The 14510-nt window shown below is 43.5% G+C and carries 11 protein-coding genes; 7 read left to right on the plus strand and 4 right to left on the minus strand.

Annotation, left to right across the window (positions count from 1 at the left end):
* The first annotated feature begins 101 nt into the window (after positions 1–101).
* The 3 genes from NL324_RS07950 (at position 102) to folA (ending at position 2246) form a co-directional block, all read left to right on the plus strand.
* Positions 102–1139 (plus strand): transglycosylase SLT domain-containing protein, encoded by a 1038-nt coding sequence (locus tag NL324_RS07950; RefSeq protein WP_253307030.1) that lies wholly within the window; start codon positions 102–104, stop codon positions 1137–1139.
* 280 nt (positions 1140–1419) lie between these two features.
* Positions 1420–1716 carry a DNA-binding transcriptional regulator Fis gene (gene fis / locus NL324_RS07955; protein WP_253307031.1) on the plus strand — a complete coding sequence of 99 codons (297 nt, stop codon included), beginning with the start codon at positions 1420–1422 and terminating at the stop codon, positions 1714–1716.
* A gap of 14 nt (positions 1717–1730) precedes the next feature.
* A complete protein-coding gene (gene folA / locus NL324_RS07960) occupies positions 1731–2246 on the plus strand; it encodes a type 3 dihydrofolate reductase (protein ID WP_253307032.1) in 516 nt (171 codons plus the stop codon).
* On the opposite strand, the gene apaH is transcribed toward folA, so the two are convergent.
* Positions 2230–3075: a bis(5'-nucleosyl)-tetraphosphatase (symmetrical) ApaH gene (gene apaH, locus NL324_RS07965; protein ID WP_253307033.1), complete on the minus strand. Its 846-nt coding sequence runs from the start codon at positions 3073–3075 to the stop codon at positions 2230–2232. The genes folA and apaH overlap by 17 nt on opposite strands.
* Positions 3076–3381: 306 nt before the next feature.
* Here apaH and NL324_RS07970 point away from each other — a divergent pair, with 306 nt between their 5' ends.
* From NL324_RS07970 to NL324_RS07985, 4 genes are all read left to right on the plus strand, one after another.
* Positions 3382–5973 carry an ankyrin repeat domain-containing protein gene (locus NL324_RS07970; protein WP_253307034.1) on the plus strand — a complete coding sequence of 864 codons (2592 nt, stop codon included), beginning with the start codon at positions 3382–3384 and terminating at the stop codon, positions 5971–5973.
* A 270-nt stretch (positions 5974–6243) separates the two neighbouring features.
* Positions 6244–6441: a hypothetical protein gene (locus NL324_RS07975; protein WP_253307035.1), complete on the plus strand. Its 198-nt coding sequence runs from the start codon at positions 6244–6246 to the stop codon at positions 6439–6441.
* A gap of 332 nt (positions 6442–6773) precedes the next feature.
* A complete protein-coding gene (locus tag NL324_RS07980) occupies positions 6774–9410 on the plus strand; it encodes an ankyrin repeat domain-containing protein (RefSeq protein ID WP_253307036.1) in 2637 nt (878 codons plus the stop codon).
* 324 nt (positions 9411–9734) lie between these two features.
* The gene (locus tag NL324_RS07985; protein ID WP_253307037.1) at positions 9735–11219 is read left to right on the plus strand and encodes an ankyrin repeat domain-containing protein; all 1485 of its coding nucleotides are present in this window, start codon (positions 9735–9737) and stop codon (positions 11217–11219) included.
* A gap of 152 nt (positions 11220–11371) precedes the next feature.
* Here NL324_RS07985 and rsmA read toward each other — a convergent pair whose 3' ends face one another.
* Genes rsmA through surA form a run of 3 tightly spaced genes read right to left on the minus strand, consistent with a single transcriptional unit; the run spans position 11372 to position 14482 of the window.
* Positions 11372–12193 (minus strand): 16S rRNA (adenine(1518)-N(6)/adenine(1519)-N(6))-dimethyltransferase RsmA, encoded by an 822-nt coding sequence (rsmA, locus tag NL324_RS07990; protein ID WP_253307038.1) that lies wholly within the window; start codon positions 12191–12193, stop codon positions 11372–11374.
* Positions 12186–13193 (minus strand): 4-hydroxythreonine-4-phosphate dehydrogenase PdxA, encoded by a 1008-nt coding sequence (gene pdxA / locus NL324_RS07995; RefSeq protein ID WP_253307039.1) that lies wholly within the window; start codon positions 13191–13193, stop codon positions 12186–12188. The genes rsmA and pdxA overlap by 8 nt, the downstream gene beginning before the upstream one ends.
* On the minus strand, positions 13193–14482 hold the full coding sequence (gene surA / locus NL324_RS08000; RefSeq protein WP_253307040.1) for a peptidylprolyl isomerase SurA: 1290 nt from the start codon (positions 14480–14482) through the stop codon (positions 13193–13195). Before surA ends, pdxA begins: the two co-directional genes overlap by 1 nt.
* Between the last annotated feature and the right edge of the window lie 28 nt (positions 14483–14510).

Below are 14510 nucleotides of genomic sequence, written 5' to 3' on the forward strand. Positions count from 1 at the left end.
GCCAATCCTAGCTTTTTATTGCCACCAGGTGGCAACCTCCCCTACAATGGCCTCTCTCTAATCAACCCACTGTCTATCGGCCAGCCATGCAGAAACTGCTTATGCTCCTCGCCTGTACGCTGTCTACTGGCTGCTCTGATCGCTGCTCTAAAAGCGCAACACTGGTCACCCGCCAGCAGAGTACGCCGTCAACCCTGCCAGGACCGCGTCAACAGCGGGGGCTACCGGATCACAATCACAGCGAACTCCCGCCGCACTTTTGGAAAACGCTGCGCAGTGAATTCCAGCTGCCAATCTCTCATCATCCCTTAGTCAAGCAGCAACAACAGCGCTATTTAAAAGATAAATACCACTTTCAACAGGTGACCTACCGAGCACAACCCTATCTCAATTGGATTGTCACCCAAATTAAACAGCGTCAGTTGCCCATGGAGTTATTGCTGTTACCGATGGTAGAGAGCGCCTTTGATCCTCACGCTCACTCCAATAAGCGCGCTGCCGGCCTGTGGCAGTTCACGCTGCAGACTGGGCGCCACTATGGTTTAATCGTCAATCAATGGTATGACGGGCGCCGTGATATCGTGCACGCTACCGAGGCTGCCTTAACCCTGCTCAGCGATTTAAACCAGCGCTTTGAGGGTGATTGGCTGCTCACTTTAGCGGCTTACAATAGCGGCGCCTTCCGCGTAGCCAAAGCCGTTAAAGCACAACAAAAGAGAGCGGGAGCGGCGGTCGACTTCTGGTCGCTGGCGTTACCTCAAGAGACCATGAGCCATGTGATTAAACTATTGGCCATTAGCGCCATCTTGCAGCACCCTGACCAACAGCAGCTCAATTTACCTGATCTAGATAGCCAACAAAGCCTCCATTACATTGATGTTGGCCAACCGTTTGCATTATCTCAGGTGGCCAGCATGGCTGGTTTACCCCTCGCACGCTTAAAAGCCTTTAACCCTGGTTATCGGCGAGCCATCACTGGCCCGAGCGGTCCTTACCATTTATTACTGCCGCACCACTGCATGGCCCGCTTTAAACAGGCTTTAGTCACGGCAACCCATCAGCAGCGACCACTAGTTACCACTGCCTGCACAGCAACACCTAGAGGACCAGCGCGTGCTGTGCCAACAGACCAACTCTAACGGTTTAGCGGTTCAAATTTCCCCCGGGGCAACCACTGGATTTTTTATTGGCCATTGCCAATTCATTGGAAAAACAGGTAGTATATCCCATGATTAAGGCTGTAGCGTTTGGCGCTCGTCTCCTAACCTGCGGTACAGTAGTCTGTTCCTCATCGCTTTGCCCAACCACTGGGCGCCGTTTATCTATTTTTCAAGTTGCTGTTCCATCTTGCTCACACGCTACGGATGGACGATTAAACAGTAAATAGGTGTCATTCTACCGATAAGAGCCCATACCACTATGTTTGAACAACTCATGAATACTCCAATAATGGCTACAACCTCTGCCACTATTCAATCACCAGCCACCCCCAAGCCGTTGCGTGACTCTGTTAAACAAGCTTTAAAAAGCTATTTTTCGCAATTGGAGGGTGAAACGGTCAACGATCTTTATGAATTTGTGTTAATGGAAGTTGAGCAGCCACTACTGGATATGGTGATGCAGTACACACGCGGCAATCAGACCCGTGCGGCTACTATGATGGGACTCAACCGCGGTACATTGCGTAAGAAATTAAAGAAATACGGCTTAAATTAACACACTAATGCCCTATGAACATTAGCCTGATTGCAGCCATGACCCCTGAACGGGTCATTGGATCTGGCAATAGCCTGCCTTGGCATCTGCCCGCTGATCTCGCTTGGTTTAAGCAGCACACCCTCTATAAACCTATTCTTATGGGACGTAAAACCTATCAATCGATCGGCAAACCCTTGCCCCAACGTCACAACATCGTACTGAGTCACCAACCAATTCATGATCCAGGGATAACTTGGGTAAACAGCCTTGCGGCTGGATGTGAAGCGGCTAGTTCTGCCGAGGAGCTGATGGTCATCGGCGGCGGCAGACTGTACCAACAGCTTCTGTCACAGGCTAATCGCCTCTATGTTACTCTGATTGAAGCCACGCTACCAGGCGACGTTTACTTTCCAGACTATACTCCCAGTCGCTGGGTTATCCAGTTTAGTGACTACCATCTGGCAGATGCACGCAATGCCTATGCCTGCCGTTTTATGATTTTAGATCGCCTGGAATGCACCGCCGATTCTGCTACTCCGATAGAGTAATACCGACACCATCTCTGTTACTACATGAGGGTTGAAAGAAATAGTGTTGATCCTCCCAGCGCAGCAAACTCAACTTCCCGCCCCACACACAGCCCGTATCTAGCGCATAAAACCCTGGGGGTGTACCCTGCCCCATTAAGGCCGCCCAATGGCCAAAGACAACCTGTTGCCCCTGAGTACTGGGCAGTGCCAACTGAAACCAAGGGATCAGGAGTGGTGGCGCTGCGCTGACAGTCTGCTTACATTGAAGTGCTAAGCGGCCATCGGGATAGCAGAAGCGGAGCCTGGTCAATACGTTGACCGTGTAGCGCCACTGCTCTACGGTCGATAACTCGCTAGACCAGTGATCCGGTTGATCACCATAGAGGGCCGCTAACAGCTGCGGGTACTCTGTAGACTGGAGCTGAGTTGCCACGGCCTGGGCGCACTGCTGCAAGGTGGTGAGATCCCACAGGGGGCTGATCCCGGCGTGCACCATCAGGAACGCAAACTCCGCATGTTGCTGAATCAGTGGCTGATGTCGCAACCACTGTAACAGTTGATCTCTATCTGGCGCTTGCAGCACTGCCTGTAGCTGATCCGCGGCCTTGGGAGCTTGGAGACCCTCAGCAACCGCCAATAGATGGAGATCATGATTGCCTAACACCACGCGTGCTGAATCGCCTAAGCTTTGAATAAAGCGTAGAACCTCTAGTGATTTTGGCCCACGCGCCACCAAATCCCCGGTGAACCAGAGCGTATCAGCCGCCGGATCAAACGCAGCTTGCCGCAACAGTGCTTGCAGTTCATCATAACAACCATGCACGTCGCCTACCAATAGTGTTGCCATGCGGGCAGTGATCTCACGCTATCCCAGTTAGTCTGCTTTTATAGTAATCCTTTTACACACCGCTTTGAAAGGCCACCGCAGTTTTTATCAAGACGATCACAGTAAGCAATGGAGCACTGCTTAGACTTTATCAAAGGATTCTGCTCCACCAAACTACAGTAGCAACCACAGCCTTTAAAATCAGTATGTATTTTATTTATATTAGCTTACAATTCACTATATTTAGGATATTCTACTTACTAATGATTAAGTTAATTTATTATTTTGTTCTTTAATAAAACAATAAAATTTTTAAGGAAAACTAATATGAATGGTATCGGGGGAAAATTTTTTCAGGTCACTTTACAGAACGAAAACACAGGGTTTACTGAAGGAGCTGATCTTAATCAAGGTAGAACTGAACTGCACATTGCTGCTAGTAAAGGCCGCATAGAGATAGTCAGTGAATTCCTAGAAAAAAGTCCAAAAACTATTAATAGCGTAGATAACTTCAATGACACCGCACTTCATCTGGCTGCTAAATATGGACATACCGATGTTGTAATAAAACTATTAGAAAATAGTTTTATAGAACCTGAATTACAAAATAACGATGGTTATACCCCATTTCATTATGCTGCTGAAAATGATCATATAGAAATTGTAGAAGCACTGCTCAAAAGAGATGATATAAGATTTGATTTGGGGAATTTTGACAAAAAAACTGCTCTTTACTTGGCTATTGAAAAAAATAATATAAAGACAGCAATCGTAATATTAAACAGTAAAAAAGTAGATCCTAATTTAAAAAGTAGTGCTAGTAGAGCCCCTCTTCACTGCGCTGCTGAAAAAAACTATCTAGAAGAGGTAGAGGCCTTACTAAACCATCGCAATATAGAGGTTAATATAAAAGATCAGTCTGGAAAAACCCCACTTCATTTAGCCACTGAAGGGGATCATATAAAAGTTGTAAAATTATTACTAAATAATAACTCTATAGATATTAACTTACAAGATAACCATCTCAATTCCTCTCTTCATTTGGCTGTTATCAAGGGATCTACTATTGTTATAAAAGCATTATTAGAAAAAAACTCTATAAAGATTAATTTACAAGATGAGCAAGGTAGAAGCCCGCTTCACTGGGCGGTGATAGAGCGATCTGCCGTTGCTGTAAAAGAATTATTGGAAAAAAATTCCACAAAACTTGATTTACAAGATAAGGAAAGTAAAACGCCTCTTCATTGGGCTGCTGAGAAAGGCCATCTGTCTAGTGTAGAACAGTTACTGAGATTGTCCCCTCCAAATTCTAATCTATACAATATGAAAGATAAATATGGCAAAACTCCTCTCCACTATGCCGTTGAAAATGGACATGGTTCTGTTGTAGAAAAATTACTAAAAGAAAACAATATAGACTTTAATTCACAAGATAACAGTAGTAGAACGCCGCTTCACTGGGCGGTTGAGAAAAATCGTGTGTCTATTGTGAAAATATTACTAGATCTCTCCTCTCCCAGTTCTAATATCCCTAACATGAAAAATAAGTTTGGAAAAACCCCGCTTCACTATGCTGCCCAAAAAGGGCATACAGAAATTGTGCGCATGTTACTAAAAAATAACTCTACAAAACCTAATTTGAAAGATAATTCTGGTAAAACTGCGCTTCATTTAGCTGCTAAAAAAAACCATATAGATGTTATAAACTTATTGCTAAAAAATCAAGTAGATCCTAATTTACAAGATAACAAACGTAACACTGCTCTTCACTATGCTATTCAAAACCATCGTATAAGCATTGCAAATAATTTAGTAGAGCATAATTCTACACAATATGAATTGAAAGATAATGTTGGGAAAACGCCTCTTCACTGGGCTGCTGAAAAAGGCCTTATAACCATTATAGACAAATTATTAAAAAAATCTGTAAACCCTAATTTACAAGATATTAATCAAAACACTGCCCTTCACTTGGCGCTTGATAATAATCAAAAAAAAATTGCAGAACAGTTGTTACTGATTGATTCTATAGAGACTGGTTTAGAAAATATTAATAAAAACATTCCTCTTCACTTGGCTGCTAAAAAATGCGTTCTCATTATTGTAGAAAAATTACTAACCGATAATTGCATCCATATTAATGCACAAAATAAAAAAAATGAAACCCCGCTTTACCTCAGTATTCACTCTGGTAAAGAGTGTCCAAAAGTCATGAAAACAATGCTAAATTGCTCAGAAGTAGATCCTAATTTAGCAGATTATCAACAATTTACGCCTCTTCACAAAGCTGCTTCAGAACAAAAAGCAATCTTTGTAAATCTTTTATTAAAAAATAAAAAAATAGATGTTAATGTACAAAACGGTATAAACAGAACCCCCCTGCATGAAACTGCTAGTTATAACAATCCAAAGAATACAAAATTATTGATAACATTTCCTAACACCCTGCCTAATATAAAAGATAACTTTAAAAAAACGCCTCTTCATATCGCTGCTGAAAAAAACAACTATCTTGTTATAAGGGCTTTATTAAAACATAGATCTATAAACCTTATCCTACAAGATAACCATGGGAAAACGCCTCTTCATTGGGCGGCTGAAAAGGGCTATAGTGATAGTGTCAAAGAATTACTAGAAAAAGAAAGTATAACTCTTGATATAAAAGATAATAAAAACAAAACATCTTTTAACTTAGCAATTGAAAAAAAACACTGGAGCACTGCAATAATTCTGATCAGCCATGGCATAACGATAACAGATTTAAGTGATACAGATATTGATTCATTAAGAGCAGAATTAGAAAATTCTTTTTATAGTCAAGAAAAGTCACAAATTTCAAAAAAAATAACTCATTACTCCAATCATTTACCGAAAAATTCTAGGGTAAAGTACTCGCGTCACCGCCGTCATTGGCAGTAACCTGAAGCACTAGCTTCCAGTGCCAATACACACCAACCCTGGGCTAGCACTCTATTTAAAGAGATCAGCAGCCTGCTGACTGGCGTACACGGGAAGTGGCCAGCCCTTTACTCCTCTTTGAAAATAACAGCGCCACCGAGCAAACCGCTCACTCTGAATATAGCCACTGACCAAGCAACCGCTTCTCACTGTGGTAATAAACCACTGGAGTATAATGCAGGCTACTGGCAAGGCCTACTCCTGCTTTTAAACTTGGTAGCTAAAAAATGGATGGTAGAGCAATACAGGCAACCCTCCACGACCCCTGACGACTCGCTGCCTCATGCTCAGGCACGACTGCAGCGCTTATTGCAGCAACAGTGTATGGATTTTTCAAGTAGTGACACGCTTCCTTACAGAGGGCACAGAGCCGAGAACTGTTACCCTTACCACTTCCTACAAAAAACAGATAGCCCTGTTTGTCAATAGAGGAGCTCTATGGACAAAGGTGTCTGCTCTAAAATCTCTCAAAAAATGGGCTCACCCTGATAAAAAGAGAATCCAAAACACTGTTGACTGTCGTCACCTGCAAAGAAAAACTTGCTCATGATGCTCTTAAAGTCCGCTAGCAGAATTTAGCTAGTGGACTTTATCCAGCAACCCTAACAGAGTATTCAGAGATCTGAGTGAAAAAGACAACAAAAACAATATGCTTTTTTAAAGATTAGATGATAAGTTTATGCATTCCTGATCTTCTAGTTACTAATCATTACTTTAGTTCATTATTTTTATCAAAAAAAATAAGCTTTAAGGAAAAAACTATGAATATAAAAATTAAAGAGGGTAATAACCCTCTCCACTGGGCTACTCAATATAATGATATAGCAACCGTAAAAAATTTACTAAATAGTACTCATCTAGATCCTAATATAAAAAATAACCATGGTGAAACCGCTCTTCACTATGCTGCTGAATATGGTTATATACAGGTTATAGAAACCTTACTAAAAGATAATCGTACCGATCCCAACCCACAAGATAAAGAGGGTAAAACGCCGCTTCATTATGCTGTTATCAATAATAATATAGATACTGTAGAAAAATTACTAGAATATGAATTTGTAGAACCTAATTTAAAAAATAGATATGGTGAAACCCCGCTTCATACAGCCACTGAATATAATCATATAGCCATTGTAAAAATATTGCTAAGCTATAATGGTACAGATCCAAATACAAAAGATAACTCTGGGGAAACCTCTCTTCACTGGGCGACTATGAAAGATTACACAGAAATTGTAAAAATGTTACTCAAGGATAATCGTACCGATCCCAATATAAAAGATGACACTGGTAAAAGTCCTCTTCATTGGGCAACTACAAATGATCATATAGGAATTGTCGTCATATTGCTAGACAATAGATCTATAACAACCAACTTAAAAGATAACGATGGTGAAACTCCTCTGCATAAGGCTGCTCGATATAATCGAGTAGACATTATAGAAAAATTACTCAATGATCATTCTACCTATTCTAATTTAAAAAATTATTCTGGTAATACCGCGCTTCACTTGGCTACTAAAAATAACCATACAAAAATTATAAAAAAATTATTAGGAAAAGTAGAGCCTAATTTAAAAAATAAAAACAATCAAACGGCACTTCATTTGGCTTCTAAATATAATTATATAGAAATTATAGAGCAATTAATCAATAATAATAGTGTAGAGCATAATATAAGAGATGGTCATGGAAAAACCATTTTTCACTATGCTGTCGAAAATGATCACCTAGCCATGGTGAGAATTTTACTAAAATATGCATTTTTAAATCCTAACTTAGCAGATAATTCTGGACAAAACCCTCTTCACTATGCAGCTAAAGCTGGTTATATAGAAATCATGGAAGAGCTACTAAAAAGTTATTTTTTAAATGATAACTTACAAGATAAAAATGGTAGAACTCCTCTTCATTTATCTGCTATAAAAGGTCATGTCAGAATTGTAGAGCAATTACTAAACCATCCTAACACAAACAATAATTTACAAGATAGCCATAGCAGAACGCCTCTTCATTATGCCGCTGCCATTGGACATAAAGACATTGTAGAAAAATTACTAAATAACAGATCTATAGAAGCTAATTCACAAGATCATGATGGTAAAACTTCTCTTCACTATGCTGCTATAAACGGTCATATAGGCACTGTAGAAAAATTACTAGAAAATAAATCTGTAAACCCTAATTTACACGATCACAATGGTAAAACCCCTCTTCATGAGGCGGCTATAAAAGGCCATATAGGCACTGTAAAAAAATTACTAGAAAATAAATCTGTAAAACTTAATTTACAAGATTACAGTGGTAAAACTCCTCTTCATTGGGCTGCTATCAACAGTTCTCTAGAAGTCGTAGAAAAACTACTCAGGAACAGCTCTGTAGAACCTGATCCACAAGATTATTCTGGTAAAACACCTCTTCATTTTGCTGCTATAAACGGTCCTGTAGGGATTGTCGAAAAATTACTAGAAAATAGATTTGTAAACCCTAATTCACAAGATCGCAATGGCAAAACCCCTCTTCATTGGGCTACTGCAAACGGTCATACAGACATTGTAGAAAGATTGCTAGAAAATAAATTTATAAAACTTAATTTAAAAGATAACCATGGTGAAACTCCTCTTCACTTAGCGACTGAAAACAATCATAAAAAAATTGTAGAAAAACTTCTAAGCCACTCTACTATAAATATTAATCTAAAAAACAACAATGGTGAAACAGCCTTTAACTTAGCCATTAAACAACAATGCTGGAATATTGCAATCATTCTGATTAGACATCATGTAACGATTACAGAACTCAGTAATGAAAATATTGAATCAATAAGAACACATATCCAACATAATTTGTATCCAGATAGATTTGAGCTTTTAAGCAAAATTAAAGATTATTCAACTCATTTAACAGAAACACCCCCAGAAAGTTTGGGGGTAAAGTCTACTCGTCAGCGTCGTCACTTACAACGACCTAAAGCCCTGACTTCTAGTGCCAACACACATCAACCCTGGGCGAGCGCTCTACTGAGAGAGATCACCAGCCTGCTTACCGGAGTACACTGGAAGTGGCCAGCCCTTTACTCCTCTTTGAAAACAACCGCTCCACCGAGCAACCCTCTCACCCTGAATATAAACACTGAGCAACCAAACGCTCCTCACTGTGGTAATCAACCACAGGAGTACAATGCCGGCTACTTGCAAGGCTTACTGCTGCTTTCAAACTTGGTGGTCAAAAAGTGGATGGGAGAGCAAACCCCCACGACTTCTGACGACTCCCTGCCTCACGCTCAGGCACGACTGCAGCCCCTATTGCAGCAACAGTGTGTGGATTTTTCAAGTGGTGAGAATCTTCCTTACAAAGGTTATAGAGGAGCCTATGAACAGAGGTGTCGACTCTAAAAACTCTCGAAAAAAAGAGGCTAACCCTGATAAAGAGAGGAGCTACAGCACTGTTCACTAGAATCAAAATAATCAGACGCCAAGCAGCACTTGCCCATTACTCTCCCAAAGTCGGTTAGCAGCATTTGGCTAGTAGCCTTTATCTGATCACCTTAACGGAATATTTAAAGGCCCGAGTAAAAAAAACACTAAAACCCGTATGTTTTTTTTAGGGATTAGATTATAATTTTTTATGTTAACAATTGTTTAGCAAATAGTTACTATGTTAAGTTTTCTTTATTACTTTATTTGTTGGAAAAACTACTTTTTTTGCAAGAGGCCATTATGGATAATCGAGAAGACGAACTTTTTGAAGCTGTTAGCGAACACAGCTTACAAGTTTTAGATGTCGCGCTTAAAGAAAATATTGATCTTAATTTTAAGAACACAAAAAGCCAAACCTTGCTTCACGTAGCTGTTCTCAGTAACGCTTCAACAATGGTAGAAAAACTACTAGAAAGTAGTTCTATAGACCCTAACCTACAAAATAATTATGGTGAAACTCCACTGCACCTGGCTGCTCAAAAAAAATATATATCGATTATAAGAAAGTTACTGAAAAACAAAACTATTAATCCTAATTTAGAAGATGGTAATGGGCGAACGCCTCTTCACCTCGCTGTTATAGATGACAGTGTAGCTGTTGTGCAAGCATTATTAGCCAATGATTTGGTAAACCCTAATGTACAAGATCATGGGGGTAAAACTCCTCTGCATTTTGCTGCAAAAAATGGCCATATAGAAATTTTACAATCATTGTTGAAAAATAAATTTATCGAAGCTGATTTACAAGACAAGAAAGGCAAAACGCCTCTTCATATATCCGTTGAGAATAATCGTATAGCAGTTGTAAGAAAATTATTAGAAAATAAATCTATCCATCCTAATCTAAAAGCCAATGAGGGTGAAACGCCTCTTCACTTAGCTGCTGAAAGAGAGTATGTAAACATTATAGAACTATTGCTAGAAAATAAATCTGTAGAACCTAATTCACAAGATAATTATGGTAAAACTCCTCTTCATTGGGTTGCTGAAGAAGGCAATATGGAAATTGTAAAAAAATTACTCAATCACCCTTATATAAAGGTTAATCTACAAAATACCTCTAGAAACACAGCTTTTAACCTGGCAGTTGAAGGACAAAACTGGGGGATTGCTGCCACTCTGATTAGCCACGGCGCAACGATAACAGATTTAAGTGACGACAATATCGATTTACTAAGAAAATACCTGCAAAATAACATTTATAACAATAAAAAAGTCATTTTAAATGGAATTAAAAATTATCAAAATAGTTTAAAAGAAATCACAATGCAAAATCCGAGAGGCTGGTACAATCAGCCACGGCCTGAAGTGCCGACTTCCAGCGCCAACTCGCATCAGCCCTACCCCAGCACTTTATATCAAGCAGTCACCAGACTTTGGAAAACAGCGGCTCCAACCAGCAACCCCTTCACCCTAAACATAGGCAGTGACCAACCAACCTCTCCTCAGCGTAGTCATAGTCTACAGGCGTACCATGCAGATCTCTTTCAAGGGCTACTCCTGCTAGTGGACTTGGCAGTTAAAAAATGGATGGGGCGGCAATATGAGCAGCCATCCGCCCCTGCAACTAACTCCCTGCCTCAAGCTACAGCACACCCGCAGCGCCTATTGCAGCAGCAGTGTGGGGATTTTTCAAGTGGTGATAACCTAACAGCCGATCCTTACAGAGGATATAGCGCCGCCGATACGCTACCAACCTTGCCACTGCCTGCAATCAATAGCTAGTACCGTTTGTTAACAATGGCAGTGCTGGAGATAGCTGCTAATCATCAGGGTAAAAACGCCAGTGAATGCTTTCCGGCCCCCTAAATCACCCAGCACAGGGGTTAGTGCCAGGCGGCCTATCAGGCTAGTCACTCGGTTGGGCCGCGTGTGCGTCAGGAGCTGATGTTGCTGGGTTGCAAAGCTAAGTGATTGGCTAAGCGACAGTACTGTTCCAGGGTTAAATTTTCTGCGCGCAGCGTGGGATCAATGCCTAAGGCTAATAGCTGTGGGGCAGTCAATAGCTCCCGCAAGCTATTGCGTAGGGTTTTGCGCCGTTGATTAAAGGCTACCCTACAGATCTGTTGCAGAGCTTGAGGGGCGGCAACCGGATAGGGGGGCTGACGATGCGGCGTTAACCGAACAACGGCTGACAGCACCTTCGGCGGCGGCTGAAACGCGCTGGCAGGCACCGGAAACAGGTAGCCCACCTGACAATAGTATTGCGTTAAGACACTCAAACGCCCGTAAGCCTTGCTCCCCGGCTTAGCCACTAAGCGGTCCACTACCTCCGCTTGCAGCATCCAGTGCATATCCTGAATATGCGCCGCTTGTTCAAATAGTGTAAAGAGCAGTGGGGTTGAAATATTGTAGGGCAGATTACCAAACAGGCGCAGCGGCTCTCCCCGTTGCTGCGCCAACGCCTTAAAATCCACCGTCAAGACATCTTGTTGAATCACCGTCAGCCGATTAGCCCATACAGCGTGCTGCTGCAGCCGCTGTGCCAGCGCCCGATCGAGCTCGATCACCGTGAGATGGCCACCGTGCTGCAGTACCGGCGCAGTCAATGCCCCCAATCCAGGACCAATCTCGACTAAAGCCTCTCCTGGCACGGGGGCTAGCGCCTGTACAATCCCCGCAATCACCCCTTGATCGTGTAAAAAATGCTGGCCAAAGCGTTTACGGGGCTGGTGCCCTAACAGCGCTCTCTCAGTCATGCGGTCCCGCTACTGGTTGTGTCAAAGTTAATGCCAGATTCACCGCGGCCACTAAACTGCTGACGTCTGCTTGGCCGCTGCCGGCTAAGGTTAAGGCAGTACCATGATCCACCGAGGTTCGAAGAAATGGCAACCCTAGGGTCATATTGACCGCTTGACCAAAGCCTTGTGATTTTAATGGGATCAGCCCCTGATCGTGGTAGAGCGCTAACACAGCATCCACCTGCAGCCGCTGCAGCTGCTGGGGCTGAAACAGCGTGTCTGCGGCCAGCGGGCCAATCAATGTCATCCCCTGTGCCCGGAGTTTCGTGAGGGTGGGATTAATAATGGTCACCTCTTCCACTCCCAGATGCCCCCCTTCACCTGCATGGGGATTGAGTCCACAGATCGCAATACGGGGCCGATCAATGCCAAACCAACGCTGCAGTCCCTCAACCAACAGCGTCATGCTGCTGATCAGGCACTCTGGGGTGATTGCCGCGGGGACTTCGGACAATGGCAGATGGGTTGTCGCTAAGGCGACCCGCAAGGTCGGCGAGACAAACAACATCAAGACCTCCTGACAGTGAGCACACTGCGCCAAATAGCCAGTATGGCCGCTAAAAGCGTAGCCAGCGTCGTTGATCACCCCTTTATGCACCGGTCCAGTCACTAAAGCAGCAAACTCACCGCGCAGACAGCCCTCCGTAGCACGGGCAATACTCCGTAATACCGCAAGACTATTAGCGGGATTTAATTGTCCTGACGTGACAGCAGCCGGAAAAGCGAGTGGCAACACCTGCAAGGTTCCAGCCCGCTGCGGTATGGGGGTCGTCTCTGGATCATACGCCAATACCGTTAAGGGGAGATCCAGTTGGGCAGCACGCGCTAACAACAGTTGCGGATCAGTCGCAATGACTAACTCGACCGGCCAAGCGCGTTGGGCTAATTCTACGACTAAATCGGGGCCAATCCCTGCTGGCTCGCCGGCAGTGATGACTAGGCGTTGTGGCAGTATCATTAGGGATTCAGTATCTTGATATAGGCGGCCGCACGCTGCTCCTGTAACCAATTCTGACTCTCTTCAGACAGCTTACGCTGCCAAAGCATCTGCATCGCCTGCTCTTTTCGAGTGGCTTCCGTGATCACGCCTTGACGGGTACCCAACCGTTCAATTAAATGCCAACCCAAGGAGGTACGTACAGGCTGGCTTAACTGATGAGGTGCCAATTGACGCAACGCCGCTGCAAATTCCGGGGCGTAGATGGCCGGATCGGCCCACCCTAAATCGCCGCCTTTGGCTGCAGAGCCTGGATCTTGCGAATAGCGACGAGCCAATTCGCCAAAAGAGTGCTCTCTCTTTTTAATCTGTTGGGCTAACTGCTGGAGTTCTGCTTTGAGCTGCTGATCAGGCTGAATCACTGACGGTTTGAGTAAAATATGCCGCGCGTGGATCTCCAAGGTGGTCGGTTGTTTAGGATCACGACGATCCTCTACCCGTAAAATATAAAAACCGACGCCGGTCCGAATAGGGCCCACCACGGCCCCTTTTTGCATCCCTTGCAGCTTGTCAGCAAATAGCGTGGGCAACGCTTCTAACCGGGCCCATCCCAATTTGCCACCGTTTAACGCCTGTGGATCACTGGAATGCGCGATCGCTAGTTGCGCAAAATCAGCGCCTTGCTGCAACTGAGTGATCAACTGCTGGGCTAATTGTTTGGTTTTTGCTAATTGTTCGGCGCTGGGATCTTCCGGCAACGCTAATAAAATGTGACTGAGCGACACTTCCACCCCTGCTTGAGTTTTTTGGGCCAACTGTTTGGCCAACATCTCAACCTCTTGTGGCAGAATATTGATTCGATGCCGTATCTGTTGTTGACGAACTTTATTGACTAATAGCTCTTTACGCAGCTGTTCACGGTAGATCGGCCAATCAAGGCCCTCTTGCGCCAATTGCTGGCGTAGTTGATCAGGCGATAATTGTGTCCGCTGGGTAATTTCTGCAATGGCTTGCTCAATCTCTTTATCCAGCACCCGTAGTCCCATTTGTGCCGCCAATTGCAGCTGTAGACTCTCCATAATCAACTGCTCACGCACCTGTCGGCGTAGCGTTGCTACCTCCGGTAGTGACTGCTGGCGTTGGCGGGCATGCAGCTGAACCGTTCGTAATAACTGAGTGATCTCACTCTCTAAAATGACCTTTTTATTGACAATCACTGCTGCACTATCGAGCACTTGGGGTGCAGCGACACTGCTGATCGCCGTGACAAACAGCAGCAGGGCCATAGCGCTCGCTTTCCAACACTTCATAACAGGGTTCCTTGATGGTAACTGTCGA

This window comes from unidentified bacterial endosymbiont (assembly GCF_918320885.1).
Classification (GTDB): domain Bacteria; phylum Pseudomonadota; class Gammaproteobacteria; order Enterobacterales.

What these genes read in the sequence shown, in the direction of transcription:
- NL324_RS07970 (WP_253307034.1), top strand. Translation starts at nt 3,382, where the DNA reads ATGAATGGTATCGGGGGAAAATTTTTTCAGGTCACTTTACAGAACGAA.
- NL324_RS07975 (WP_253307035.1), top strand. Translation starts at nt 6,244, where the DNA reads ATGGTAGAGCAATACAGGCAACCCTCCACGACCCCTGACGACTCGCTG.
- fis (WP_253307031.1), top strand. Translation starts at nt 1,420, where the DNA reads ATGTTTGAACAACTCATGAATACTCCAATAATGGCTACAACCTCTGCC.
- surA (WP_253307040.1), bottom strand. Translation starts at nt 14,482, where the DNA reads ATGAAGTGTTGGAAAGCGAGCGCTATGGCCCTGCTGCTGTTTGTCACG.
- NL324_RS07950 (WP_253307030.1), top strand. Translation starts at nt 102, where the DNA reads ATGCTCCTCGCCTGTACGCTGTCTACTGGCTGCTCTGATCGCTGCTCT.
- rsmA (WP_253307038.1), bottom strand. Translation starts at nt 12,193, where the DNA reads ATGACTGAGAGAGCGCTGTTAGGGCACCAGCCCCGTAAACGCTTTGGC.
- NL324_RS07985 (WP_253307037.1), top strand. Translation starts at nt 9,735, where the DNA reads ATGGATAATCGAGAAGACGAACTTTTTGAAGCTGTTAGCGAACACAGC.
- pdxA (WP_253307039.1), bottom strand. Translation starts at nt 13,193, where the DNA reads ATGATACTGCCACAACGCCTAGTCATCACTGCCGGCGAGCCAGCAGGG.
- NL324_RS07980 (WP_253307036.1), top strand. Translation starts at nt 6,774, where the DNA reads ATGAATATAAAAATTAAAGAGGGTAATAACCCTCTCCACTGGGCTACT.
- folA (WP_253307032.1), top strand. Translation starts at nt 1,731, where the DNA reads ATGAACATTAGCCTGATTGCAGCCATGACCCCTGAACGGGTCATTGGA.
- apaH (WP_253307033.1), bottom strand. Translation starts at nt 3,075, where the DNA reads ATGGCAACACTATTGGTAGGCGACGTGCATGGTTGTTATGATGAACTG.